This is a genomic window from Sphingopyxis sp. P8 (genome assembly GCF_020622175.1).
Taxonomy (GTDB): Bacteria; Pseudomonadota; Alphaproteobacteria; order Sphingomonadales; family Sphingomonadaceae; genus Sphingopyxis; species Sphingopyxis jiangsuensis.
The window spans coordinates 812,076-838,401 of sequence record NZ_JACNMK010000001.1 but is presented as its reverse complement, the minus strand read 5'-3'; the positions used below and the strand labels follow the sequence as shown (position 1 = coordinate 838,401).

General features: G+C 65.1%; 22 protein-coding genes and 1 tRNA gene. 15 read left to right on the top strand and 8 right to left on the bottom strand.

The window, feature by feature from the left end; all coding sequences use genetic code 11:
- Window positions 1-122: 122 nt before the first annotated feature.
- From H7692_RS04155 to H7692_RS04130, 6 genes are all read left to right on the top strand, one after another.
- Window positions 123-1,052 carry a glycine--tRNA ligase subunit alpha gene (locus H7692_RS04155; protein WP_227339815.1) on the top strand — a complete coding sequence of 310 codons (930 nt, stop codon included), beginning with the start codon at window positions 123-125 and terminating at the stop codon, window positions 1,050-1,052.
- A gap of 43 nt (window positions 1,053-1,095) precedes the next feature.
- The gene (gene glyS / locus H7692_RS04150; RefSeq protein WP_222135854.1) at window positions 1,096-3,453 is read left to right on the top strand and encodes a glycine--tRNA ligase subunit beta; all 2,358 of its coding nucleotides are present in this window, start codon (window positions 1,096-1,098) and stop codon (window positions 3,451-3,453) included.
- Between the two features lie 205 nt (window positions 3,454-3,658).
- Complete coding sequence (gene ppdK / locus H7692_RS04145; protein ID WP_227339814.1) at window positions 3,659-6,316, top strand: pyruvate, phosphate dikinase; 2,658 nt, start codon at window positions 3,659-3,661, stop codon at window positions 6,314-6,316.
- A 39-nt stretch (window positions 6,317-6,355) separates the two neighbouring features.
- The gene (locus H7692_RS04140) at window positions 6,356-6,931 is read left to right on the top strand and encodes a DUF1214 domain-containing protein (protein ID WP_201926079.1); all 576 of its coding nucleotides are present in this window, start codon (window positions 6,356-6,358) and stop codon (window positions 6,929-6,931) included.
- A 1-nt stretch (window position 6,932) separates the two neighbouring features.
- Window positions 6,933-7,460: a DUF1254 domain-containing protein gene (locus tag H7692_RS04135; protein ID WP_201926077.1), complete on the top strand. Its 528-nt coding sequence runs from the start codon at window positions 6,933-6,935 to the stop codon at window positions 7,458-7,460.
- 44 nt (window positions 7,461-7,504) lie between these two features.
- Window positions 7,505-7,581, top strand: a tRNA-Arg gene (locus H7692_RS04130).
- Window positions 7,582-7,667: 86 nt separating this feature from the next.
- Here H7692_RS04130 and H7692_RS04125 read toward each other — a convergent pair.
- The gene (locus tag H7692_RS04125; protein WP_201926075.1) at window positions 7,668-8,390 is read right to left on the bottom strand and encodes an MBL fold metallo-hydrolase; all 723 of its coding nucleotides are present in this window, start codon (window positions 8,388-8,390) and stop codon (window positions 7,668-7,670) included.
- A gap of 55 nt (window positions 8,391-8,445) precedes the next feature.
- On the opposite strand from H7692_RS04125, the gene H7692_RS04120 reads away from it, so the two are divergent.
- From H7692_RS04120 to H7692_RS04100, 5 genes are all read left to right on the top strand, one after another.
- Entirely contained in the window at window positions 8,446-9,081 is a 636-nt protein-coding gene (locus H7692_RS04120) for a TetR/AcrR family transcriptional regulator (protein ID WP_201926073.1), read from the top strand.
- Window positions 9,082-9,165: 84 nt separating this feature from the next.
- Window positions 9,166-10,137 (top strand): glucokinase, encoded by a 972-nt coding sequence (gene glk, locus H7692_RS04115; RefSeq protein ID WP_201926070.1) that lies wholly within the window; start codon window positions 9,166-9,168, stop codon window positions 10,135-10,137.
- A 45-nt stretch (window positions 10,138-10,182) separates the two neighbouring features.
- Complete coding sequence (locus H7692_RS04110) at window positions 10,183-10,923, top strand: gamma-glutamyl-gamma-aminobutyrate hydrolase family protein (protein ID WP_201926068.1); 741 nt, start codon at window positions 10,183-10,185, stop codon at window positions 10,921-10,923.
- 105 nt (window positions 10,924-11,028) lie between these two features.
- Complete coding sequence (locus H7692_RS04105; protein ID WP_227339813.1) at window positions 11,029-12,402, top strand: aspartate aminotransferase family protein; 1,374 nt, start codon at window positions 11,029-11,031, stop codon at window positions 12,400-12,402.
- A gap of 20 nt (window positions 12,403-12,422) precedes the next feature.
- On the top strand, window positions 12,423-13,370 hold the full coding sequence (locus H7692_RS04100; RefSeq protein WP_201926064.1) for a DUF808 domain-containing protein: 948 nt from the start codon (window positions 12,423-12,425) through the stop codon (window positions 13,368-13,370).
- Between the two features lie 66 nt (window positions 13,371-13,436).
- Here H7692_RS04100 and astD read toward each other — a convergent pair whose 3' ends face one another.
- On the bottom strand, window positions 13,437-14,882 hold the full coding sequence (astD, locus tag H7692_RS04095) for a succinylglutamate-semialdehyde dehydrogenase (RefSeq protein WP_227339812.1): 1,446 nt from the start codon (window positions 14,880-14,882) through the stop codon (window positions 13,437-13,439).
- 143 nt (window positions 14,883-15,025) lie between these two features.
- Between astD and H7692_RS04090 the strand changes: the two genes are divergently transcribed.
- From H7692_RS04090 to H7692_RS04080, 3 genes are all read left to right on the top strand, one after another.
- Window positions 15,026-15,913, top strand: a complete 888-nt coding sequence (locus H7692_RS04090; protein ID WP_201926060.1) for an alpha/beta fold hydrolase — start codon at window positions 15,026-15,028, stop codon at window positions 15,911-15,913.
- Window positions 15,913-17,100, top strand: coding sequence for a glycosyltransferase (locus H7692_RS04085; RefSeq protein ID WP_413541440.1), 1,188 nt, complete (start codon window positions 15,913-15,915; stop codon window positions 17,098-17,100). Before H7692_RS04090 ends, H7692_RS04085 begins: the two co-directional genes overlap by 1 nt.
- Before the next feature lie 83 nt (window positions 17,101-17,183).
- Window positions 17,184-18,587, top strand: a complete 1,404-nt coding sequence (locus tag H7692_RS04080) for an NAD(P)H-dependent flavin oxidoreductase (protein WP_201926058.1) — start codon at window positions 17,184-17,186, stop codon at window positions 18,585-18,587.
- 99 nt (window positions 18,588-18,686) lie between these two features.
- Here the strand turns inward: H7692_RS04080 and H7692_RS04075 are convergent, their stop codons facing one another.
- Window positions 18,687-19,685, bottom strand: a complete 999-nt coding sequence (locus H7692_RS04075) for a 2-hydroxyacid dehydrogenase (protein WP_227339810.1) — start codon at window positions 19,683-19,685, stop codon at window positions 18,687-18,689.
- A gap of 126 nt (window positions 19,686-19,811) precedes the next feature.
- On the opposite strand from H7692_RS04075, the gene H7692_RS04070 reads away from it, so the two are divergent.
- A complete protein-coding gene (locus tag H7692_RS04070) occupies window positions 19,812-20,270 on the top strand; it encodes an SH3 domain-containing protein (protein WP_201926054.1) in 459 nt (152 codons plus the stop codon).
- Window positions 20,271-20,373: 103 nt separating this feature from the next.
- On the opposite strand, the gene trpC is transcribed toward H7692_RS04070, so the two are convergent.
- From trpC to H7692_RS04045, 5 genes are read right to left on the bottom strand one after another with little or no spacing between them, the layout of a single operon-like run.
- Entirely contained in the window at window positions 20,374-21,159 is a 786-nt protein-coding gene (gene trpC, locus H7692_RS04065) for an indole-3-glycerol phosphate synthase TrpC (protein ID WP_227339809.1), read from the bottom strand.
- Window positions 21,156-22,154 (bottom strand): anthranilate phosphoribosyltransferase, encoded by a 999-nt coding sequence (gene trpD / locus H7692_RS04060; protein WP_227339808.1) that lies wholly within the window; start codon window positions 22,152-22,154, stop codon window positions 21,156-21,158. Before trpD ends, trpC begins: the two co-directional genes overlap by 4 nt.
- Complete coding sequence (locus H7692_RS04055) at window positions 22,151-22,741, bottom strand: anthranilate synthase component II (RefSeq protein ID WP_222135863.1); 591 nt, start codon at window positions 22,739-22,741, stop codon at window positions 22,151-22,153. The genes trpD and H7692_RS04055 overlap by 4 nt, the downstream gene beginning before the upstream one ends.
- Before the next feature lie 6 nt (window positions 22,742-22,747).
- Window positions 22,748-24,265 (bottom strand): anthranilate synthase component I, encoded by a 1,518-nt coding sequence (gene trpE, locus H7692_RS04050; protein ID WP_227339807.1) that lies wholly within the window; start codon window positions 24,263-24,265, stop codon window positions 22,748-22,750.
- Between the two features lie 8 nt (window positions 24,266-24,273).
- The gene (locus tag H7692_RS04045) at window positions 24,274-26,220 is read right to left on the bottom strand and encodes a peptidylprolyl isomerase (RefSeq protein ID WP_227339806.1); all 1,947 of its coding nucleotides are present in this window, start codon (window positions 26,218-26,220) and stop codon (window positions 24,274-24,276) included.
- Window positions 26,221-26,326 lie beyond the last annotated feature (106 nt).

Here is a 26,326-nt window from a genome sequence, read left to right as displayed (position 1 = left end):
AAATATTGACGGTTTGCAGGCATTGTCCTCGCCGTCCCGCCGCGGCGCCTTGCCCCCGCCCTTGACCGGCGCGCGCCGCTGCGCCAAGGGCTGCGGCACTTGTTGCACCTGCGAAAGAAGGCATGAGCGTGGCCGGCGCGGCGGAAAAGACACCCTTGAGCTTCCAGGACATGATCCTGACGCTGCACGCCTATTGGGGCGCGCGCGGCTGTGCCATCCTGCAGCCCTATGACATGCGCGTCGGTGCAGGGACATTTCACCCCGCGACGACCCTGCGCAGCCTGGGTCCCGAGCCGTGGAACGTCGCCTATGTCCAGCCGAGCCGCCGGCCGACCGATGGCCGCTATGGCGAGAATCCGAACCGGCTGCAGCATTATTACCAGTATCAGGTGATCCTGAAACCGTCGCCCGCAGACCTGCAGGAGCAATATCTGGGGTCGCTGGCGGCGATCGGCATCGACCCGCTGCTCCACGACATCCGCTTTGTCGAGGATGATTGGGAATCGCCGACGCTCGGCGCGTGGGGGCTGGGCTGGGAAGTCTGGTGCGACGGGATGGAAGTCACCCAGTTCACTTATTTCCAGCAGATGGGCGGCTTCGACTGCAAGCCCGTCGCGGGCGAGCTGACCTATGGGCTCGAACGGCTCGCCATGTATATCCAGGGCGTCGACAATGTGTACGACCTGCGTTTCTCCGACCCCGTCGGGGACGTGCCGGGTGTCAGCTATGGCGACGTCTTCCTTGAAAACGAACGGCAATTCTCGAAATGGAATTTCGAGGTCGCCGACACTGACAGCCTGTTTGCGGGCTTCAAGGCGGCCGAAGCCGAATGCCAGCGCGCGATCGACGCGGGCGTGCCGCTCGCGGCCTATGACCAGGCGATCGAGGCGAGCCACCTCTTCAACCTGCTCCAAGCGCGCGGCGTGATCAGCGTGCAGGAACGCGCCAACTATATGGCGCGCGTCCGCGACCTCGCGAAAGGGAGCTGCAAAGCGTGGATCGACAGCCAGTCGGAGCGGTGGACCGCGAAATATCCGGGGTGGACGCTATGATGGCGACCTACCAAAATCCTCCCCGAAACGGGGAGGATTTTTGATGACCGACTTCCTTCTCGAACTGCGCTCCGAGGAAATCCCCGCGCGGATGCAGGCGGGCGCGCGCGCCGAGCTCGACAAATTGTTCCGCGCCCAGATGGCCGCTGCGGGCATCGACTTCGGCGAGCTCACCATCTGGTCGACCCCGCGCCGCCTCGCGCTCATCGCACGCGACTTGCCGGAGGCGACTGCGGCGGTCAGCGAAGAACTCAAGGGTCCGCGTACCAGTGCGCCGCCGCAGGCGCTCGAAGGCTTCCTCCGCAAGACCGGTCTGACACAGGAGCAGCTTGAGGACCGCGACGGCATATGGTTCGCGGTGATCGACAAGCCCGGCCGCGCGACCGCCGACGTTCTGGCCGAGGCGATCCCTGCGATCATCCGCGCCTTTGCCTGGCCGAAGTCGATGCGCTGGGGCAAGGACAGCGCGAGCAGCGAAAGCCTGCGCTGGGTGCGCCCGCTGTCGGGTATCGTCGCGATCTTTGGCGAAGACTTGATTCCGTGTGAAGTTAGCGGGATTTCCGCGGGTTTCGCAACGCGCGGCCACCGTTTTCATTGCCCCGGCGAAATCACCATCGGCTCGGCGTCGGACTATGCCGAAAAGCTGCGCGCGTGCCACGTCATTGTCGACCATGAAGAGCGCGCGGCGATCATCCGGACGGGCGCTGCCAAGGCCGCGCTCGACGCTGGGCTGGCCTTGATTGAGGACGAGGGGCTGGTGATCGAGAATGCCGGCCTCACCGAATGGCCGGTGCCCTTGCTCGGCCGCTTCGACGAGGCTTTCCTTGAGGTGCCGCCCGAGGTCATCCAGCTGACGGCGCGCGTGAACCAGAAATATTTCGTCGTTCAGGACGGCGCGGGCAAGCTCGCCAACGGCTTTGTCTGCACCGCGAACATCGACGCGACTGACGGCGGCACGGCGATCGTCGCGGGCAATGAAAAGGTGCTCGCGGCGCGGCTTTCGGACGCGCGCTTCTTTTGGGAGCAGGACCGCAAGACCAAGCTAGAAGACCATGCGAAGAAGCTGGACCGGATCACGTTCCACGAGAAGCTGGGGACGGTTGCGGACAAGGTCGAGCGGGTTGCGGAGCTGGCGCGGTGGTTGGTCGAGGAGGGCATAGTCACCGACCGCACCCCGGCGAAAGCCGGGGTCCAGAGCGGCACAGAGCAAGCGTTAGCTTCAGGAAGCCCTGGACCCCGGCCTTCGCCGGGGAACACGGAAGAATTAGCCAATCAAGCCGAACTCGCGGCGCAGCTGTGCAAGGCCGACCTCGTCACCGAAATGGTCGGCGAGTTCCCCGAATTGCAGGGTCTGATGGGCGGCTATTACGCCCGCGCCGAAGGCTTGCCCGATGCGGTCGCCGACGCGATCCGCGATCATTATAAGCCGGTCGGGCAGGGCGATGACGTGCCGACCGCGCCGGTGACGGTGGCGGTCAGCTTGGCTGACAAATTGGATACCCTAATTGGCTTCTTCACATATGGAATGCTGCCAACGGGTTCGAAAGATCCCTTCGCCCTGCGTCGAGCAGCGCTAGGTATCGTTTCTCAATTGGTTGGCGCCGACGTGCGTTCGTCGCTTGGTTTCATCGTTTATCAGCACGCATGGTTCTTCTTCCCGCATCAAGAAGAAGCACAGCGAACGGCGGCAGCTGTTGAACGGTTGAACGCGTATAGGGTCATTCGTGACCTTTATGGCGTAGAACTGACGAGCCAAAACTATGCGTACGCACGGACGATCGAGTCAGCGCGCCAGCAAGCGCACGTGAATGAGGCGCATGACGCCATCATTAAAATTGTTGATAGCCTTGTTGCTTTTGTAGTCGATCGCCTCAAGGTCCAGCAGCGCGAAGCCGGTGTCCGCCACGACCTGATCGACGCGGTTTTCGCGCTCGGGGGCGAGGATGATCTTGTTCGCCTGCTCGCGCGGGTGAAGGCATTGCAGGCGTTTATGGCGACCGACGACGGCGCCAATCTGCTCGCGGGCTACAAGCGTGCGGCGAATATATTGAAGCAGGCCAGTGTTCCGGCGGAAGCCGGAACCCAGGGCGGGGCAGCGCAGGCGTTGGAGCAAGACACTCCTGGGCTCCGGCTTTCGCCGGAGCGCATGACGGATGTGGATCGGGCCCTCCTTACCGCCCTTGGCACCGCCGAACCGGCTGCGCGCAACGCTGTCGAAGAAGAACACTTTACCGATGCGATGTCCGCGCTCGCCTCGCTCCGCGCGCCGATCGATGCCTTTTTCGAGGGCGTGATGGTCAACGACCCCGACGCGGCGGTGCGCGCCTATCGCCTCGGCCTGCTCGCGCGCTTCACCGCTGCGGTGCATGGCGTCGCCGATTTCTCGAAGATCGAGGGATAGAGCCGGGTTCCAATTCCCGTTCGTGTCGAGCCTAGTCGAGACAGCGGGAAGGCGAGGATGAACGATGGGCATCCCGGCTTCGCTCGATGCGAACGGGTTTGGGATGCCGGGTAGCTTATAACGAAAGAAGCAAAACTGAATCGACCGACGCGCATTGCATAGCTACCCAGCCGCAACCTCCTCCCCGGGGCAGCAGGAGCAAGACATGACGAATATGGTGCATTTATTCGGCGGAACGGCCACGACGGCCGAGCGATCGAAGGAATTGCTTGGTGGCAAGGGCGCGAACCTTGCCGAAATGGCTTCCATCGGCCTGCCGGTGCCCCCCGGATTTACGATCACCACCGAAGTCTGCACCGCCTATTACGACAATGACGAGCAATATCCCGCGGGGCTTGCCGACGAAGTCGCCGCAGGAATCGCGCATATCGAGGCACTCACCGGCAAGGCGTTCGGCGATGCCGCGAACCCGCTCCTCGTCTCGGTCCGTTCGGGCGCGCGCGTGTCGATGCCGGGGATGATGGACACGGTGCTCAACCTCGGCCTCAACGACACGACCGTCACGGGGCTGGCTGAAGCGTCGGGGGACCCGCGCTTTGCGTGGGACAGCTATCGCCGCTTCATCCAGATGTACGCCGACGTCGTCATGGGGCTCGACCATGCCGAATTCGAAGAGGCGCTGGAAATCGCAAAGGAAGACAAGGGCTTCTTTCTCGATACCGAGATGGCGGCCGAGGATTGGCAGGCTCTCGTCAAACAATATCAGGCCATCGTCGAGCGCGAGACCGGCGCAGCTTTCCCGCAGCAGCCGAAGGACCAGCTGTGGGGCGCGATCGGCGCCGTCTTTGCGAGCTGGGAAAGCGAGCGCGCCAAAGTCTATCGCCGCCTCAACGGCATCCCCGGCGAATGGGGCACCGCGGTCAATGTGCAGGCGATGGTGTTCGGCAATATGGGCGACACGTCGGCGACGGGTGTGGCCTTCACGCGCGACCCCGCGACGGGCGAGCGCGCCTGGTACGGCGAATGGCTGATCAACGCGCAGGGCGAAGACGTCGTCGCAGGCATCCGTACACCGCAATATCTGACGAAGGTCGCACGCGAAAAGGCCGGCGCCAAGCCGCTGAGCATGGAAGAGGCGATGCCCGAAACCTTTGCCGAGCTTGGCCGCGTCTTCGATACGCTCGAGACGCATTATCGCGACATGCAGGACATCGAGTTTACCGTCGAGCGCGGCAAGCTGTGGATGCTCCAGACGCGTAGCGGCAAGCGCACGGCCAAGGCGGCGCTCAAGATCGCGGTCGACATGGCGGCGGAAGGGCTGATTACCGAAGAGGAAGCGGTGAGCCGCGTCGATCCCGGCGCGCTCGACCAACTGCTCCACCCGACGCTCGACCCCGATGCGCCGCGCGACGTTCTCACAAAGGGGCTGCCCGCGAGCCCCGGTGCCGCGTCGGGCAAGATCATGTTCGACGCCGACAGCGCCGAAAAATGTGCAGGAATGGGCGAGGCGGTGATCCTCGTCCGCGTCGAGACAAGTCCCGAGGATATTCACGGCATGCACGCGGCGAAGGGGATTTTGACCGCGCGCGGCGGAATGACGAGCCACGCGGCGGTCGTGGCACGCGGCATGGGGCGTCCGTGCGTCTCGGGTGCGGGCGGGCTCAGCATCGACGGCGCGGCGCGCGTGCTGCGCGTTGCGGGGCGCGAACTCAAGGAAGGTGATGTCATCACGCTCGACGGATCGACCGGCGAAGTGATGGCGGGCGAGGTGCCGACGCTGCAACCCGAGCTTGTCGGCGACTTTGGGACACTGATGGTCTGGGCCGACAAGGTGCGCCGGATGAAAGTGCGCACCAATGCCGAAACGCCGCAGGATGCGCAGGTCGCGCGCGATTTCGGTGCCGAGGGCATCGGTCTCTGCCGTACCGAGCATATGTTTTTCGACGCCGCGCGCATCACCGCGGTGCGCGAAATGATTCTCGCCGAAAATGAGGCGGGACGCCGCGCCGCGCTCGCCAAATTGCTCCCCGAGCAGCGCGGCGACTTTGCCGCTATCTTCCGCGTGATGGCGGGGCTGCCGGTGACGATCCGCCTGCTCGACCCGCCGCTTCACGAATTCCTGCCGACCCGCGAGGAAGATTTTGCCGACGTCGCCAACGCTGCCGGCGTCGGGATAGAGGCGCTCAAGGCGCGTGCGAACGAGCTTCACGAATTCAACCCGATGCTCGGCCATCGCGGGTGCCGCCTCGGCGTCACCTATCCCGAAATCTATGAGATGCAGGCACGCGCAATCTTCGAGGCGGCGTGCGATGTCGCCGCGGAATCCGGCGCGGCGCCGATCCCCGAGGTGATGATCCCGCTCGTTGCCACGCGCCGCGAATTCGACCTGATGAAGGCGGTCGTCGACAAGGCAGCGAAGGCGGTCTTTGCCGAAAAGGGGCGCGAGATCGACTATCTCGTCGGCACGATGATCGAACTGCCGCGCGCCGCGCTGATGGCTGGCGAGATTGCAAAGTCGGCCGAATTCTTCAGCTTTGGGACCAACGACCTCACCCAGACGACGATCGGCATCAGCCGCGACGATGCCGGGCGCTTCCTGACGCAATATGTCGACAAGGGGATTTTCGTCACCGATCCTTTCGTCAGCCTTGATGTCGAGGGCGTCGGCCAGCTGATCGAGATCGCTGCCGAGCGGGGACGCGGCACGCGCGACGGCATCAAGCTCGGCATCTGTGGCGAACATGGCGGCGATGCGCCGAGTATCCGCTTCTGCGAGCAGACGGGTCTCGACTATGTCAGCGCCTCGCCGTACCGTGTGCCCATCGCGCGGCTCGCGGCGGCGCAGGCGGCGCTGAAGGCGTAGCCGCCCGCGCGCCGCAGGGGCGAAGAGAGGGGAGGCCGCATGCAGCGTTGGCACCGCTTTGCAATCGCGATTTCGGGTGGACTTCTGCTTGGTCTCGGCGCGGCATGGGCTGTCACCGGCGGAGGGCTTCGCGGTGGCTCGATCACAAACGGGGTGTGGTCGACCTCACTTGGCTATGGGACGAAGGCGACCGATCCGCTGACCCGCGCCGCGGTCGCGCGCGCAGGCTTGCTCGCGCTCCCGGCGAAAGAGACCGTCTATTGGATGGCGCGCACCGACAGCACGGGCGCCCCGCTCGACGGCAATTGCCGCTACCGCCTTTCGGGTCCCCAACTCGATGCGCGCTGGTGGAGCGTCACCCTCTATGACACCGACGGCTATCTCGTCGACAATGACGCGCGGATATGGTCGGTCAACGGTGCAAACGTGGCAAGCGACGACGACGGCCGGTGGCGCGTGACAATATCGCCGGACAAACCGTCCGAGGGCGCGTGGCTGCCGGGCGCGGCCGGGCAACCCTTTCACCTGACGCTGCGCATGTACAATCCGGGTTCGGCTTTCCGGGCCGATCCGCGCGCGGCGGAGCTTCCAACCATCGTCAGGGAGGAGTGTTGAGATGCGTGCGTGGCTGCACCCGCTCGCGCTCGGCCTTCTGGTCGCCGTCATCGCTGCCTGGGCCGGCGTTGCGGCAATCCCCTATGCAATGATGGGCGCGGCGATCGACCGGGTCGGCGAAGGCGGCATGAACCGCATGACGCACGGCAATCTCGCGACACCCGCGCGCCAGCCGGTCGTGCGGCCCAGCCCCGACCTGGCTTATTCGATCTGCCCCTTCGATCTTGGCGAAGGCCCGGTCGCGATTGACGTCGTTCCGGTGCCGGACCGTTACAGCTCGCTCAGCATCTTCGACGCCGCCACCGATGTCGTTTTCGTTCGGAACGACGTCGAGGCGGATGGAAAGCCTTATCGAATCGTCGTGGCGCGCGAGGGGCAGGAGGTCCCTGCAGACGCCGAAGTCGTGCGCGTCGGGCACGATAGCGGCATCGCGTTGATTCGCCTGCTGCTTCGTGAACCCGGCGAAATCGGCGCGCTCGATGCGGCGCGCCGCCGCTCGTCCTGCGCACCCGTCACAAATCCGAAATAGGGGGTTGCGCGCCTGCGCCTCGCGCCTTAAAGGCGCCTCTCCACGCACCCGTAGCTCAGCTGGATAGAGCACCAGACTACGAATCTGGGGGTCGGACGTTCGAATCGTTCCGGGTGCGCCATTTCCTTTTTCTGGCAATTTGACGACGGTTCGTTCCCGCCATAGGCTGCGCGCCACGCCCTGTGCGGGCGGGCGCGTAGCGGTCGTTCAGGCTGCCTCGTGCAGCGACCTTTCGAAATAATCGGCGAGGCGTGCGAGCGCGTCGGCGCCGTCGCCGTGAAAGGTCGGTCCGTGCATCAATGCGAGCGTGCGCGGTGCAAGCCCGGCAAGGCGGCGGATCGTCGGCGCGGTGGCCGGGCCGACACTCGTCGAATGGAACGCGTCTTCGGCGGCGATGGCGGCGGGGACGATGTCATCGCGCGTTTCGGCCTGTTGCCCGAACTGGGTGAACAGGTCGCCGCAAAGCAGCGTCGCAGTCGTTTCCTCGAACATCACCCCCGATTCCCACGAATGGGGAACATGCGGCGTGTCGATATAGCGAAGGCGGTGGCGACCGGTCGTCACGACCTCGCCGTCCGCGAGCGCGCGCGGGGGCCGGTCGGCCAGATCGTTGAGCGAAATCGAGCAAGCCGTTTCGCCATGTACCACCTGGGCTTGCGGAGCGGCGGCGAGCCAGAGGTTCATCGCGCCGCATTCGTCGGCCTCGATATGGCCGAAGCCGATCCAGCGCAGCCGCTCGACAGGCATCAGGCGCGCCACCGCGTCGGAATAAAGCGGAAACATCCCCCGCTGGCCGGCATGGAAGAGCAGAGGTTCATCATCGAGGACAAGGAAGCTGTTGAAGGTGAAACCCTCGGGCGCGCCGATTTCGGGGACGGAAACCGACAAGCGAAAGATGCCGTCGGCAATTTCGGTGGTCTGGGCAGTCATGGACTCGGATCCTTACAATATTGACTACACATATGTGTGCATTTAAAATGACGACATGTCAAATGAGCTGCCGAAATGCCAGGAATCGCGTCGTCCATATCGACTGGGGAAGCGCGCCAAATCGCGCGAAGAGACGCGAAAGCGAATCGTCGAGGCGGCCATCGACCTCCACGGAAGCATTGGCCCCGCGCGAACGACTGTGGCGCAGATCGCGGAGCGGGCGGGTGTGCAGCGGCACACCTATTATGCGCATTTTCCGACCGAGTGGGATTTGTTCCTTGCCTGCTCGGGCACTTCGCTCGCACGCGACCCGCTGCCCGACCCGGAGGCGTTGCGCGGTGTGCCCGCAGGCGGCGAGCGCGTGCTGGCGGGACTGACGCGCTTATACGAATGGTTCGCGCGCAACGAGCAGCTTGCCGGCTGCGTCCTGCGCGATGCCGAACATCACGAACTGACCCAGCAGATTACGGCGCTGCGCATGACGCCATCGTTCGAAGCTGCCGCGGCCATCATGAGCGAGACTCTCGGTCCGCGCGCCGGTTCCCTGCTGGCGGTTGCGCTCGCCTTTCCGACATGGCGAACGCTTGGGCAAATGCTTGGGTGCGCGGAAGCGGCGGAGTTGATGCGCGATGCCATTTTGGGGGTCGACGGCGACGAAGCGGAACCAGCGGCGCGCTCGCGCATCACATAGCTATGCGCCTTGCCATCGGGGGGCTATTCGGACACGCGACTATATATGGCCCGCCGCCTGGCGAGGCGAGGAAAGGGAAGAGGGATGAGCGAACCGATCGTCACGGTCGATATCGGCGGCACCCATGCGCGCTTCGCCATTGCCGAAATTGCAGGCGGTCGGTGCGTCTCGCTCGGCGAAGCGACGACGCTGCACACCGACGACCATGCGAGTTTCCAGACCGCCTGGCAGGATTTCGAGCAGCGGCAGGGCGGTAGTTTGCCGAAAAGCGTCGCCATCGCCATCGCGGGGCCGACGCGCGGCGAAATTATCCGCTTTACCAACAACCCCTGGATCATTCGCCCCGCGCTGATCGGCGAGAAGCTCGGCGTCGACCACTATACACTTGTCAATGATTTCGAGGCGGTGGGCCATGCCGCGGCGCAGGCGGGAAGCGAATATTTCGAACATCTTGCGGGTCCCGACCAGCCGTTTCCAGAGCGCGGGACGATCAGCGTCATAGGCCCCGGCACCGGGCTTGGCGTCGCGCATGTCTGGCGCGACGGCAACGATTATCGGGTGCAGGCGACCGAGGGCGGGCATATCGATTTCGCGCCGCTCGACATCATCGAAGACGCGATCCTCGCCCGGCTGCGCAAACGCCATCGCCGCGTGTCTGTCGAGCGCGTCGTGTCGGGGCCCGCAATTGTCGATATTTACGAGACGCTTGCGAGCATGGAAGGCCGCGCGGTCGAACAGCTCGATGACCGCGAAATCTGGACGCGCGGGATGGAAGGGAGCGACAGTCTCGCCGCGGCGGCGATCGACCGTTTCTGCCTGTCGCTGGGCAGCGTCGCGGGCGACCTCGCCCTCGCGCAGGGGGCGAGCGGCGTGGTGATTGCCGGCGGTCTCGGCCTGCGGATTCGCGATCAGCTTGTCCGGTCCGGCTTTCCCGAACGCTTTGTCGCAAAGGGGCGGTTCGAAAATTTCATGGCTGCAATCCCGGTCAAGCTGATCACCCACCCGCAGCCCGGCCTGTTCGGCGCGGCAGCGGCATTTGCGCGGCAGTACGGCTGAAAAATTCCGCTGGCGAAAGGCCGCGAAAATCGGCAGCTAGGGCGCATGAGTACACGCCCCGTCCTCGGCATCATCGCCTGCAACCGCATGGTCGGGACCGAGGTCGCGCAGACGGTTATCAACCGCTATGCGACAGCGGCGATGCGCTATGCCGATTGCGCGGCGCTGATCGTCCCGTCGCTCCCGGAGTTGATGCATGCTGACGAGATCGTGGGTCGGCTCGACGGCGTTCTGCTCACCGGGACGCCGTCGAACATCGAACCTGCGCGCTATGGCGAGGCGGATGCGGGCGAGGGGCCGTTCGATCCCGACCGCGACCGCATGATGCAGCAGCTGGTCGATGCGGTGATTTCGGCGCAGCGGCCGCTGTTCGGCATCTGCCGCGGCTTTCAGGAGATCAACGTCGCGCTCGGCGGGACCTTGCGCCGCGATACGTCGGCAAGCGGCGACCTTTTGCCACATCATGCGCCCGATGGCGTCGATTTCGACGCGATGTTCGATCATCGGCACCGCGTCGAATTGGTCGAGGGGGGGCTGCTTGCAACCGCCTATGGCGACACGGCGCTCGACGTGAACTCGGTTCATTTCCAGGGAGTCGGCCGGCTTGCCGACGGATTGACAGTCGAGGCGCACGCAGCCGACGGGCTGGTCGAAGCCTATAGTGCTCGCCCCAACGGCGCGCCGCTGCTCGCTGTGCAGTGGCATCCCGAATGGCAGACTGATGACAACTCACAAAACCAGACCTATTTTCGTCTGCTGGGTCGCGCGCTAAGAGGCGAATTATGAACCGCCGCATCACCCGCTATAATCGCTATCTCGCGCGGCTTGGCTTTTCGCCCTGATCGTTCGGAGTCCGGCTCTACCCGTTCCCGAAATTTCAGGAGTTCAGACATGCCCCGCAATCACGACATCGCCGAACTGCGCCGTCTCGACGTCGCACACCATCTTCCCGCGCAGGCCGACTGGGCCGAGATTGAGGCTTTGGGCGGCAGCCGTATCATCACCCATGCCGAGGGCGCCTATATCACTGATGGTGACGGCCACCGCATCCTCGACGGTATGGCGGGCCTCTGGTGCGTCAACGTCGGCTATGGCCGCGAGGAGCTGGTCGAGGCGGCGGCGGCGCAGATGCGCGAACTGCCCTTCTACAACACCTTCTTCAAGACCGCGACGCCGCCGACGGTGACGCTCGCGGCCAAGATCGCCAGCCTCACCCAGAACCGCCTGCCGCATGTCTTTTTCAACGCCTCGGGCAGCGAGGCGAACGACACGGTGTTCCGCATGGTGCGCCATTATTGGAAGCTGAAAGGCGAGCCGAAGCGCACCGTCTTTATCAGCCGCTGGAACGCCTATCATGGCTCAACCGTCGCGGGGGTCTCGCTCGGCGGGATGAAGGCGATGCACGCGCAGGGCGATCTGCCGATCCCCGGCGTCGAACATGTTCGCCAGCCTTATTTCTTCGGCGAAGGCCAAGGGATGAGCGAGGAGGAGTTCTGCGACGCCTGTGTGCAGGCGATCGAGGACAAGATCCTGGAGGTCGGCCCCGAAAATTGCGCGGCCTTCATCGGCGAGCCGGTGCAGGGCGCGGGCGGCGTCATCATCCCGCCCAAAGGCTATTGGCCGAAGGTAGAGGCCGTGGTGCGCAAATATGGCCTGCTGCTCGTCGCCGACGAAGTCATCTGCGGCTTCGGTCGCACCGGCAAGATGTGGGGGCATGAGGTGATGGGGTTCACCCCCGACCTGATGCCGATGGCGAAGGGATTGTCGTCGGGCTATCTCCCAATCTCGGCGACGGCGGTCGCGAGCCACGTCGTCGACATGCTCAAGACCGGCGGCGACTTCGTCCACGGCTTCACCTACTCGGGGCATCCGGTCGCGGCGGCGGTCGCGCTCAAGAATATCGAGATTATCGAGCGCGAGGGGCTGGTCGAGCGGACAGGGAACGTGACCGGTCCGCATCTGGCGAAGGCGCTCGCGACGCTGAACGATCACCCGCTGGTCGGCGAAACGCGCTCGATCGGGCTGCTCGGCGCGGTCGAGATCGTCGCGGACAAGCACAGTCGCGCGCGGTTCGGTGGCGCCGAAGGGACGGCCGGACCGATAGCGCGCGATGCCTGTATCGCCAACGGCCTGATGGTGCGCGGGATTCGCGATAGCCTGGTCATGTGCCCGCCCCTGATCATAACCACCGAACAGATCGACGAGATGGTTGCCATCATCCGCAAATCGCTCGATGAAGTGATGCCCAAGCTCCGTGCGCTCTGAACCCGAAGGACCAACTCCCTATGCCCTCTGGCCTTTTTGCCCTGCTCGACGATGTCGCGACGATCGCCAAGGTGGCGGCGGCGAGCGTCGACGACATCGGTGCCGCGGCATCGCGCGCGGGGGTGAAGGCTGCCGGGGTGGTGGTCGACGATGCCGCGGTGACGCCTCGCTACGTCACCGGCTTTACGCCCGACCGCGAGCTGCCGATCATCTGGCGGATCACCAAAGGATCGCTGTTCAACAAGCTGGTGCTGATACTGCCGGCGTTGCTGCTGCTGTCCGAGGTCGCGAAATGGGCGATCACACCGCTGTTGATGCTCGGCGGCATCTATTTGTGCTTCGAGGGTGCAGAAAAGGTTTGGCATAGCTTTCACAAGCCAAAGCATACGCTGGCCGAAAAGGCCGCCATCGTCGCCGACAAGGACCATGAAGAGTCGATGGCCAAAGGGGCGATCCGCACCGATTTCATCCTGTCGGCCGAAATCATGGTCATCGCGCTCAACGAAGTGCTTGCCGAGCCGCTTGGTATGCGCGCCGCGACGCTGGCGCTCGTCGCGGTGGTGATCACCGTCGCGGTCTATGGTGTCGTCGGATTAATCGTGAAGATGGACGACATCGGCCTGCATATGGCGGGGGCGGGATCTTCGCTTCGCCGCTCGGTGGGGCGGGGGCTGGTCAATGTGATGCCAAAGCTGCTTGCCGCGCTTGCGACGATCGGTACCGCCGCGATGTTGTGGGTCGGCGGACAGATATTCCTCCACGGGCTCGACGAATATCATATCGGCAATATCGGGCACGGCTTACAAGATTTCGCCCATGGCGTGGCTGGCGGGCTGCCCGGCGCGGGCGTGTGGGAATGGATCATCAACGCTGCGGGCGCGGGGCTGTTCGGGCTGGCGCTCGGCGGAGTGATCGTCGGGATGCTGCACCTGGTGCCGGGAAAGGCCAAAGCGGCCGCTGCACACTGAACGCGTTGTTTCGGCCTTATTGGGGATATGCGATCGGCGCCGGATGATGTCCGGCGCCACCAAAGGTCAAAGATATTTCTTCGTCACCAGCTTCGCGCCCTCGTCTTCGCGCAGCCCGACGCCGATTGACGCGCGCATGGCGTCGCTTTCGGAACTGGCGACCGGATAGGCGCAATAGTCGGCGGCATAAAAGGCGCTCGGCCGATGGTTGCCCGACAGGCCGATGCCGCCGAAAGGCGCCGCCGAAGACGCGCCATTGGTAGGCCTGTTCCAGTTGATCACCCCGGCACGCGCATTGGCCCAGAATTGGTCGTACAACTGCGGCGTCCCGCCGATCAGCGATGCCGAAAGGCCGAAGCTCGTATTGTTCGCCTCGGCAATCGCGGCCTCAAAGCTGTCGACGCGAACGACCTGAAGCAACGGCCCGAACAGTTCGACATCGGGGCGCTCGGCCATGCCGGTAACGTCGATGATTCCAGGGGTCAGGAAAGGGCGATCGGCGATGGGCCGCGACATATGGCGGACGACGCGGCCGCCGTTCGACATCAGGATCAGGAAATTCTCGGTCAGATGATCCGCCGCCTCATTGTCGATCACCGGCCCCATATAAGGGGCGGGATCGGCATGCGGATGGTCGACGATCAGCCGTCCGGCGAGTGTCTTGACCTCATCGAGCAACGGTTCGGCGAGTCCCTGCTTGACGATCAGGCGGCGCGCGTTGCTGCACCGCTGACCCGCGCTGAGAAAGGCCGACTGGACGACAAGAATTGCCGCGGTGTGCAGGTCGGCGGTGTCCCACACGATAATCGGGTTATTGCCGCCCATTTCGAGCGCGAGCATCTTGCCCGGCTGCCCCGCAAACTGACGGCTGAGGGCAACGCCGGTCGTCGCCGATCCGGTGAACAGCAGACCGTCGATCGCCGGATGCGCCGCGAGCGCCTTACCTTGTTCGGGGCCACCGACGACGAGGCGGAGCACCTCTTCGGGCACGCCCGCGCTGTGGAACAGCTCGACGAGCTTGGCGCCGACCGCGGGCGTCTTTTCGGACGGCTTGAACACGACCGAATTGCCTGCGAGCAATGCGGGAACGATATGTCCGTTGGGCAGGTGCGCCGGGAAATTATAGGGCCCCAGTACCGCGAGCGTCCCGTGCGGCTTGTGGCGAACCGCATTGCGCAGGCCCATCGCGCCTTCGATGCGGCGGTTCGGCGTGCGTTCGGCATAGGCCTTGATCGAAATATCGACCTTGTTCGCAACGCTTTCGACCTCGGTCCGCGCTTCCCACAAGGGCTTGCCCGTTTCGCGCGCGATCAGGTCGGCGAGCGTCTCGCTTTCGGCCTTCACCCGGTCGACGAAGCGGCGCAGCGTCTCACTGCGATAGGTGACGGCCTTCGACGCCCATTCGGGCCACGCCCGTCGCGCGGCTTCGACTTCGCGGTCAACATCGCTCACCTCGCTGCGCCACAGTTCTTCGCCGGTTGCGGGTTCGAAAGAAATGAGCGCGTCGGTCATGGTTGACCGCCTCTTATCCGCGAAATCGGGGTCGGGCAACCGCGGCCGCCACGGACCGCTTGCACCCCGGCGCGTCGTTCGCGATAGACAGGGCCGAATCCGCTAAACCGGCGGGCGCGCAAAGGGGAAGCAATATTTCGGCGATGCAGGACGGAGAGCGCGACTGGACCGACCGTTACTGGTGGTCCGCCGACGGAGTGCGGCTGCACGCGCGTGTCTATGACGGACCGCCGGAAGCAGCCCCTGCGCCGCCCATCCTCTGCATGCCCGGCCTGGCCCGCAATGCCCGCGATTTCGAAACACTTGCACCGCATCTCGCGCGGCGGCGGCAGGTGGTCGTCGTCGAGTTTCGCGGACGCGGCGAAAGCGCTTATGCAAAGGATCCGATGACTTATGTGCCGCTGACCTATGTTCAGGATGTGGCGGCCATGCTCGACGAATTCGGCCTGTCGCGGTTCGCCGCAATCGGCACGTCGCTCGGAGGGCTGGTCGCGATGCTCATCGCGGCGACCATGCCGGGCCGCCTTGTCGGCGCGGTGCTCAACGACGTCGGGCCCGAGCTCGAGACTGCGGGGCTCGAGCGTATTCGCGACTATATCGGCAGCAGCGGCAGCCAGCCGACCTGGATGCACGCGGCGCGGGCTTTCTCCGAACTCAACGGCGCGATTTATCCCGATTATCGCATCCACGACTGGTTGCGCGTCACCAAGCGGACGCACCGGCTGACGCCGGAGGGGCGAATAGTCACCGATTATGACAAGCAGATCGCGGCGCCGCTGCGCGCGCCGGGCGGCGCCGAGGCGGGGGTCGATCTGTGGCCCGCCTATCATGCGCTGGGCAACGCGCCGGTACTGATCCTGCGCGGCGCGCTGTCGGACATATTATCGCAGCGTGCCGCGCAGAAAATGGCTGGCGAGCTGCCGAACGCCCGGCTCGTCGAAGTTCAGCGCGTCGGTCACGCGCCGACGATGGACGAACCCGAAGCGCGCGCGGCGATCGATACATGGGTCGCGGGGCTTCCGGGCGAATGATGTGGACCGGCGAATATGCCGAACGCGAGGGGCCATTTCGCATCATTCACCTCCATTCGAGCTTTTCGCTGGGCGGGAAGGAAGCGCGTGCCGTCCGTTTGATGAACCTGATGGGCGAGCGGGCCGAACATACGATCCTGTCGGCGGTTCCCGGCGCGCTGGATGCGCGCGACGCGATCGCCCCGGGTATTGTTGCGCATTTCCCGACCGATGCTCCACCGCTTGCGGGGCGGCCTTCGCTTGCGCGTTTCCGAAAGTTGGCGGCCTATATCTATGATTTCGACCTCGTGCTCAGCTATAATTGGGGCGCAATGGACGGGGCGATGGCGCACCGTCTCTATTGGGACCGCTGGTGGAACATGATGCCTCCGTTTCTCATCCACCATGAGGACGGGTTCAACGAAGACGAGAGCGTCAAGCGCAACTGGAAGCGTAACCTTTACCGCCGCCATGCGCTGCGCACCGCGTCAAGGCTGGTCGTCCCCTCGGAACTGCTGGGCGGGATCGCGAGGCGGGAATGGAAGGTTCCAGCCGATCGTGTCGAGTTGATCCGCAACGGGATCGATGTCGGCTCCTACGCTCGCGGGCCATCGCTATCGATTCCAGGATTCGAGCGGACAGACGGCGAGGTGGTGATCGGCACCGTGGCGGGGCTGCGCAAGGTGAAGGACCTTCCGCGCCTCGTACGCGCAGTGGCTACGTTGCCCGGTCATGTGCGGCTGGTCATCGTCGGCGAGGGGCCGGAGCGGGCGGCGATCGCGGCCGAGGCCGAGCGTTGCGGAATAGCGGATCGTGTGGTGCTCGCAGGCTTCGTGCCCGAACCTGCACGATGGATCGGGCATTTCGACATGCTCGCCCTGTCGTCGCTGAGCGAACAGGCGCCGATAGCGGTCATCGAGGCGATGGCGGCCGGTTTGCCTGTCGTCAGCCCGGATGTCGGCGACGTCGCCTCGATGGTGGCGCCGATCAACCGGTCGTTTGTGGTGGCTGGCGAGGCGGAGTATCGTGCAGCCCTTGCGCAGATGGCGGCGGACGCCGGACAACGCAGGCGCATTGGTGAAGCCAATCGGGCCGCCGCCGCCGAGCGCTTTGACGAAACAAGGATGGTCGCGAGCTACCAAAAGCTCTATGCTCGCGCGCTTGATGGATATGATGTTTTCACTGGGCGTTTCCTAGGCATTGATTGACATAGCGAGCCGCGTGCCGCTTACGGAAACGGCAAATGGGGGCTGGCACCGCCAGGGCGCCGGCGGAGAGAAAGAGGTTTAGAGTGTTCAAAGGTTTGAAGCCCATTCTTTACGGCGGGCGTGAAGTGTGGCCGCTTGTCGAAGGCGGAAAAGGCGTTTCGGCAACCAATCATATGTCGAGCGGCGCATGGGCTGCGGCCGGAGGCATCGGGACCGTTTCGGCGGTCAATGCCGACAGCTATGACGCCGAGGGCAAGATCATTCCGCAAGTCTATCGCGCGCTGACGCGAAAGGAACGGCATGAGGAACTGATCCAATATGCGATCGACGGTGCCGTCGAACAGGTCAAGCGCGCCTATGACGTCGCGAGCGGCAAGGGCGCGATCAACATCAACGTGCTGTGGGAAATGGGCGGCGCGCAGCGCGTGCTCGAAGGCGTGCTCGAACGCACCAAGGGCCTTGTCACCGGCGTCACCTGCGGCGCGGGCATGCCCTACAAACTCAGCGAAATCGCCGCGCGGCACAATGTCCATTATCTGCCGATCATCAGTTCGGCGCGCGCCTTCCGTGCGCTGTGGAAGCGCGCCTATCACAAGGTTGCGCATCTGATGGCGGCGGTGGTGTATGAGGACCCCTGGCTTGCAGGCGGTCACAACGGCCTGTCGAACGCAGAAGATCCACGCAAACCCGAAGATCCTTATCCACGCGTCAAGGCGCTGCGCGACACGATGCGCGCCGAAGGCATCGCCGACGATGTGCCGATCGTCATGGCCGGCGGCGTCTGGTATCTGCGCGATTGGGAGGACTGGATCGACAATCCCGACCTTGGCCAGATCGTCTTCCAATATGGCACGCGGCCGCTGCTCACCGAAGAAAGCCCGATTCCACAGGAATGGAAAGACCGGCTGCGCACGCTCGACGAAGGCGATGTGCTTCTTCACCGTTTCTCGCCGACGGGCTTTTATTCGAGCGCGGTGCGCAATCCGTTTTTGCGCGATCTCGAAGCGCGGTCGGAACGCCAGATTCCCTATTCGAAGCAGGAAGCGGGCGACCATGTCGTCCAGCTCGACGTCGGCGTGAAGGGCAAGAATTTCTGGGTAACGCCGCACGACCGCGACCGCGCGCGCGATTGGGTGGCCGAGGGCTATACCGAAGCGCTGAAAACACCGGACAATACGGTCGTTTTCGTCACCGACACCGACAAGGCCGTGATCCGCAAGGACCAGGCCGACTGCATGGGCTGCCTGTCGCACTGCGGTTTTTCGGCGTGGAAAGACCATGACGATTATTCGACCGGCTATCTCGCCGATCCCCGCAGCTTCTGCATCCAGAAAACGCTGCAGGACATCGCGCACGGCGGCGACGTCGAGCAGAATCTGATGTTCGCGGGCCACGCCGCGTTCAACTTCAAGACCGACCCATTCTACTCGAACAACTTCACCCCGACGGTGAAGCAGCTGGTCGATCGGATTCTGACGGGGGACTGATTTTCTTTCGTCGCCTCCGCGAAGGCGGTGCCGCAGGGCGCCTTGCCGAGCCGTGCTGCGTAAACCGATAGCGGCCCGCCTTCGCTGAGACGTGGCGCCTTAAGCCCACCCCTCCAGCACCTGGTCGGGCGGCCGGTGCCCGTCGCACCAGGCGCGGATATTGGCGATCACCTTTTCGCCCGACGCCTCGCGCCCTTCGATCGTGGCGGAGCCGAGGTGCGGGAGGAGTACGACATTGTCGAGGGCGAGGAGGTCGGCGTCGACGGCTGGTTCGTGCGTATAAACGTCGAGTCCTGCGCCCGCGATGCGGCCGGTCTTCAATGCTGCGATCATCGCCTTTTCGTCGACGATCTCGCCGCGCGCGGTGTTGATCAGATAGGCCGTGCGCTTCATCGCGGCGATGCGCGCGGCATTGACCATTTCGTGCGTTTCGCTGGTGTGCGGGCAGTGAATCGTCACCACGTCGCTGATCCTGAGCAGCGTGTCGATGCTCGCGTGATAGCTCGCACCGAGTTCTTCCTCGACGGCGGCGGGCAGGCGCTTTCGGTTGTGATAGTGGATCGACAGGCCAAAGGCGCGTGCGCGCCGCGCAACGGCGAGGCCGATGCGTCCCATGCCGATGATACCGAGCAGCTTGCCGCCGACGCGGTGGCCGAGCATCGCGCTTGGCGCCCAGCCTTGCCATTTGCCGGAGCGCATCAGTTTCTCGCCCTCGGCGAGCCGGCGCGGGACCGACAGAATCAGCGCCATCGTCATGTCGGCGGTGTCTTCGGTAAATACTCCCGGCGTGTTCGACACCATGATGCCCTTGGCGCGCGCCGCCGCGAGGTCGATATGGTCGACCCCCGCGCCGAAATTGGCGATCAGCTTGAGCCGTTCGCTTGCGGCGTCGATGATCTCGGCATCGATGCGGTCGGTGACCGTCGGGACGAGAACGTCGCAATCGCTCACCGCGGCCTTCAATTCATCGACCGTGAAGGCGTGGTCGTTTGCCGACAGCGCGACGTCGAACAATTCGGCCATGCGGCCCTCGACATGTGGCATCAACTGGCGGGTCACGACGACACGCGGGCGCTTGGGTCGGGGGGAGTCGGTCATGCGCGTCGATAGAGCGCGCCGACGCGCGGGGGTCAAGAGGGCGAGGCGCATCGGGGCTGTGGATGAATGCCTTCGAACGCGCGGCGAACGGTTGAAAAGCCGGGCCGATTTTGACAAGGCTGGGGGATGACCCGCCGTCTTATCGTTTCAGCGCTTGCGATGATCGTCGCCGCAGGACCGGCCGTGGCACAATCCGATCCCGAACTGCCCTATTGGGCATCGATCAATGTGGATGAGGCGCGGATGCGCAAGGGACCGTCGCCCGACGTGCCCGTGATATGGGAATATCGCCGCAAATATCTGCCGGTGAAGGTCGTCGCGCGTCACGAAAACTGGCGCAAGATCGAGGATCCCGACGGTACGCAGGGGTGGATGGCGGCGCGGCTGCTCAGCCGCGCGCGGACGGCGATCGTCACCGGCGAAGTGCGACCGATGCGCGAATCCGCCGATCCGGCCGCACCAATTGCCTACCGCGCCGAACCCGGCGTCGTCGGGCGTATCAGCGATTGCAAGGACGGCTGGTGTCTGTTCGACGTCAAGGGGCGCAAGGGCTGGATTCAGACCAGCCATATTTGGGGCGACTGAGCGCGCGGGCGGTTTTGGCGGTTCTCAAGGCAAGAGCGGTCCCGATATTTCCCGCGTTACGCCCTTGCGAGAGCCCATCCTCCGCGTCGATCGATCTTCCGCATCAGCCCTCAAGTAACGCGATGGTCGCCGCCACGACGTCATCCTGACGCATCAGGCTTTCGCCGACAAGAAAGGTCCTGACGCCGCTTTGGGCGAGGCGCTGGCAGTCGGCGTGCGTTGCGATTCCGCTTTCGCCGACGAGCAGGGTCTCGGGCGGAACGAGCCTTGCCAGCCGTTCGGTGACGCCCAGGTCGGTTTCGAAGGTGCGGAGGTCGCGGTTGTTGACGCCGATCAGGCGCGACCGGAGTGTTCCCAGCGCGCGGTCGAGTTCGGCCTCATCGTGAACCTCGACGAGCACGTCCATTTGGCGTTCGATCGCCGCGGCCTCGATCTCGCGCATCGCGCCGTCGTCGAGCGCGGCGACGATGATCAGGATCGCGTCGGCGCCGATTGCGCGCGCTTCGGCGACCTGCCACGGGTCGATCATGAAATCCTTGCGGAGGACGGGGAGGGCGCAGGCGGCGCGCGCGGCGACCAGATAATCCTCATGCCCCTGAAAATAAGGCGCGTCGGTAAGCACCGACAGGCACGCCGCGCCGCCGGCGGCATAGGCGCGAGCGTGGTCGACTGGATTGAAATCGTCTCGTATCAAACCTTTGGAAGGCGAAGCTTTTTTGATTTCGGCGATGAGGGCGAAGCCGCCCGCGTCGATTTTGGCCTGAAGCGCCGCGTGGAAGCCGCGCACCGGCGACGCCGCCACCGCGTCGAGATCGGCGACGCTGCGCATTTTGCGGCGTTCGGCGACCTCGCCCGCCTTGGTTTCAAGAATCTGCGTCAGCTTGTTCATTTATAGGCGATCCAGCAGTTGAGCAGCGCGTTGGCGAGCCCCTTGTCGATGGCTTCGGCGGCTTCCTCGACCCCGTCGACCAGCGTGTCGACCGCGCCCGCGACCACCAGCGCCTCGGCGGCGTTATAGAGCACCGCGTCGCGATAGGCGCCGGTTTCGCCCTGGAACAGCGCGCGCAGCGCATTGGCATTATGCGTAGCATCGCCGCCGCGGAGCGCTTCGACAGGGTGCGACGGGAGGCCCGCGTCAGCGGCATGGCTGCGCTGCATTCGCACGCCTTCGGGGGTGACGACCGCAACTTCGTTGCCGCCCGCGAGCGAGAGTTCGTCGAGCCCCTCGTCGCCCGAAACGACGCGCGAATGTTCGGTGCCGAGCCGGTACAGCGCCTCGGCATAGACGGGGACATAGGCGGGCCGCGCGATGCCGACGAGCTGGCGGGTGACGCGCGCGGGGTTGGCGAGCGGGCCCATGAGGTTGAAGATGGTGCGGCGGCCGAGCGCCTTGCGGATCGGCATGATGCGCTTCATCGCCGGATGATGATGCGCGGCGAAAAGGAAGCAGATGCCAAGGTCGGCGAGCTGCGCCTCTGCATTGGCGGCGGCGCGGTCCATGTCGAGGCCCAGCGCCTCAAGCGTGTCGGCGGCGCCTGCTTTCGACGATGCCGCGCGATTTCCGTGCTTTGCAACCGGAACTTCGCACGCGGCCACAACGATCGCGACGGCGGTCGAGACGTTGAGCGTGTGGTGGCCATCGCCGCCGGTACCGCACACGTCGATTGCGCCCGCGGGCGCCTCTATCGGGATCAGCCGGTCGCGCATCGCCTGCGCCGCGGCGGCGATTTCGGTCGCCGTCTCGCCGCGATCCGACAGTGCCGCGAGGAAGGCCGCAACCTCGTCGTCGCTGCCGCCGCCGTCGAGCATCGTCGCAAAGGCGAACGCCGCCTCGTCCGCGCCCAGAAAGGCGGCGGGGTCGGGAAAGGGACCAAAGCGGCTCATGCGCGCTGCAGGTCGGCGACGGGCAGCCCCGCGATCCGCAGATAATTGGCGAGCATCGCATGGCCATGCTCGGTCGCGATGCTTTCGGGGTGGAATTGCACGCCGTGGAGCGGCAGCTCCGCGTGGCGAAAGCCCATCACGGCGCCATCGTCGCTGGTCGCGTTGATGACGAGCTCGTCCGGAATATCGACGACCTCGAGGCTGTGGTAGCGCGTCGCGGTGAGCGGCGAGGGCAGTCCCTCGAACAGGCCGCTGGCGTCATGGCAGACGGGCGAGGTCTTGCCGTGCATCAGATGCCCGCGCTGCACCGTGCCGCCGAAATGCTGGCCGATCGCCTGATGCCCGAGACACACGCCGAGCAGCGGCCGCCGCGCCTCGGCACAGGCGGCGACAAGATCAAGGCTGATACCCGCCTCGTTCGGCGTGCAGGGGCCGGGCGAGATGAGGAAACCCGCCGCGTTGCTCGCCATCGCATCGGCGGCGGTGAGCGCGTCGTTGCGCACGACGCTGACCTCTGCGCCCAACTCGATCAGATAATGGACGAGGTTGAAGGTGAAGCTGTCGTAGTTATCGATGACGAGGATCATGGCGCGCTATTGCCCGTAACCCGGCGTACCCGCAAGTCGCACCGCTTCGCGCGCAGCGGCGAAAAGTGCGCCGGCCTTGGCCTCGCATTCGCGCTGTTCATAGGCGGGGTCGCTGTCGGCGACGATGCCCGCGCCCGCCTGGACATGCATGACGCCGTCCTGGACGATCGCGGTGCGCAGGACGATGCAGCTGTCCATATTGCCGTCGGGGGCGAAATAGCCGACTCCGCCCGCGTAAGGCCCGCGCGCGTCGGCTTCGAGTTCGGCGATGATCTGGCACGCGCGCACCTTTGGCGCGCCGCTGACGGTGCCGGCGGGAAAGCCCGCGAACAGTGCGTCGATCGCGTCCTTGTCGGGCGCGAGGCGGCCGATGACGTTCGACACGATGTGCATGACATGGCTGTAAAATTCGACCGTATAGCTGTCGGTGACGGTCACGCTGCCGCCGACCGAGGCGCGGCCGACGTCGTTTCGACCGAGGTCGAGCAGCATCAAATGCTCGGCGCGCTCCTTTGGATCCGCGAGCAGGCTTTCGCGATTCTCGACATCTTCCGCGCTCGTGCGGCCGCGCGGGCGCGTGCCGGCGATCGGGCGGATCGTCACCTCGCCATCCCTCACCCGAACGAGGATTTCGGGCGACGAACCGATGAGCGCGAAGCCGGGGAGGTCGAGGAAGTAGAGGAAGGGCGAGGGATTCACGCGGCGCAGCGCGCGGTAGAGATCGAAGGGCGGCAGGTCGAACGGGGTCGAAAAGCGCTGCGAGAGCACGACCTGAAAAATGTCGCCCGCGGCGATATAGTCCTTCGCCGTCGCGACCATTTCTGCAAAGCGGTCGCGCGGCGTCGCTGGCGCGGCGTCGATGGCGTCGGGGACGAGCGCGGTCGACGCGCGTTCGCCATGCGCGCTCGCGCTCGCCAGGCGTGCGGCGATGCTGCCCAGCCGGTCGGCGGCGTGGTCGATCATCCGGTCGATCGCGGCATCGGCATCGGGCCAGATCGGCGCAATCAGGAACAGCTCGTCGGCAAGCCGGTCGAAGACGAGGATCGTCGTCGGGCGCACGAACACCATGTCGGGCAGACCGAGCCCGTCGCCGTCCGCGCGCGGAATGCGTTCGACAAGGCCGATGGTTTCATAGGCGAAAAAGCCGACGAGCGTCGCGAGCGCCTTGGGTAATCCTTCGGGCACGTCGAAGCGGCATTCGGCGACGAGCGCGCGCAGCGCGTCGAGCGCCGGTCCGGGAACGGGCATGAAGGCGTCGCGGTCGCTAGGCCAATTGCGGTTGATGCGCGCGGTATCGCCGCGCACCTCGAACAAAAGGTCGGGGTCGAGCCCGATCAGGCTATAGCGCCCGCGCGTCTCGCCGCTTTCGACCGATTCGAGCACCCAGTCGCCGCGACCCGCCTCGATCAGCTTGAGTGCCGCCGAGACAGGCGTTTCGACGTCGGCGATCAGGCGCTGCCAAACGACCGCGCCCTTGCCCTGCGCCAGCGCTTCGAGCGCGGCGGCGCGTCCTTCGAGGCTCATCGAACGCGCTATTCGGTCACCGGCGCGGTGCCGGTGAGTTCCTGGCGCAGCTGTTCGAGCAGCTCCTTGTTGATTTCGACCCCGGCGCGGCGCTTTGCCTCGGCGGCGAGCTGTTGGACGAACTCATTGCCGATGGCGGGGGCGAGCGGCTGGGCGATCGCGGCAACGCGCTGCGGCTCGATGCCCTTTGGATCGGGGCGCTCGACCTCGCCGAGCGAGAGCACCATCCAGCCCCGATTGCCGGGCACTTCGAGCGTTTTGACGCTGTTCTTTGCCATCGAGAAGAGGAGGGCGAGTTCGGGCGGGACCGGCTGACCGTTCTGGCCGAGTTCGCCGCGGCGGCCGCCGATGGTCTGGACGCTGCCGATGTTGGGACCGGCGGCGGCGACGGCGGCGGTGAACGCCTGCCCGCCCTCGACCGCCTTGACGATCGCGCGCGCCTTGTCGCGAGCGATCTTCTGCCCTTCGGAAAGGCGCCAGTCGGCGAGGAGTTCGCCGCGAATGCGCGCGAGCGGCGGCGGCGCGGCCTGGACGATCGACTTCACGGCATAGACCGCAAATTTTTCATTCTCGACGAGCGTTGCGATCGAACCCTCGCCTTCGACCGCCGTCTGGAACGCCTGCTGGAGCATCGGTGCGAGTTCGGCGGGCAGGGTATAGCTGCCGTCGCCGACGACGCGGCCACTGGGCAGGAGGGCAGGGGTCTCGGTGACTTTCAGCCCGCGGTCGGCGGCGACTTCCTCGATCGACGCGCCGCCATTCACAGCGTCCTGGATGCCGTTATAGAAATCGACGATCGCCTCGTTCGCCTTGTTCTTTGCGAGTTCGGCGCGGATTTCGGGGGTGGCGTCGGCGAGTGAGCGAGCGGGGAGCGCGGTAACATCCTCGACGCGCGCCACCGCCCAGCCAAGACTCGTCTGCAGCGGACCGACAAGGTCGCCGCGACTTGCTACATAAGCGGCCTTTGCGGCGGCTTCACCATTGGTTGCGGCATAGGCTGAACGGGTGAGGTCGCCCGTCGTCGTCGCGGTCAGACCCGATGTCTGGGCGGCGGGGAGTAACGCGGTGCCACCGCGGACGCGTGCGGCGATGGCATCGGCGGTCGCCTTGTCGGGCGCGATCACCTGCGAAAAGCGGCGCGTTTCGCGCGCGGCATATTGGGCGGCGTTGGCCTTATAGACCTCGGCGACTTCGGCGTCGGTGACGGCGGCGGCGGGGGCCGCGCTCTTGTCGAACTCCGCATATTGCAGCACGCGCCGCTCGGGAATTGTGTAGCGCGCGCGATTCTGCGTCAGATAGGTCTGGAGCGCCGCGTCGCCGGGGTCGGTCGAGGGAGCGAAGGGGCTCGCGGGGATAAAGGTCGCCTGGCCTCGGCGCTCTTCGAGGAGCAGCGCTGCATAGGGCTGAGCGAGCGATGTCGCGATGCGCGGGAGCGTGCCAACCGGCGAGGCAAGCTGTTCGGCCAGAAGTTGCTGGCGAATGTCGCGGCGCAGCTGCGCTTCGCTGATTCCGTTCTGTTGAAGGAATGTTTCGAAACGCGTCTGGTCGAAACTTCCAGAGACCCCCGCAAACGCCGGCAGGTCGGCGATGCGGCCGTCGACGAGCCGCTTGCTGACGCCGAAGCCGAGTTCTTTGGCGAATTGTTCGAAGGCCGCACCCTCGATCAGCTGATTCAGCGTCTGGTCAAGCCCGCCCGATTCGATGAAGGCTGTCATCGTCAGTCCGGGTTGCTGCTGGCGCGCATCGTTATAGGCAAGGCGGACGCGATCGCGCAGTTCGCCGACGCCGATATCGGTATCGCCGACGCGCGCCACGTTGGCGCCGCCGACTCCCCCGAAGCTTGAACTGCCAGTGACATCGCTGAGCGCGAAGGCAACACCGACGAGCACGACAAAGGCCAGCGCGATAAATTTGCCGATCGCGGAGGAAAAGAGATTGCGGATGGCGGTGATCATGAAGCGTCAGGTCTTTCGGCGAAGCGCGTGAAGCGCACGGATGCGGGCTGCTTTAGGCGCGCGGCGGTGCTGCATCAAGGCGGGAAAGCGCGATTTGCGCCATCGG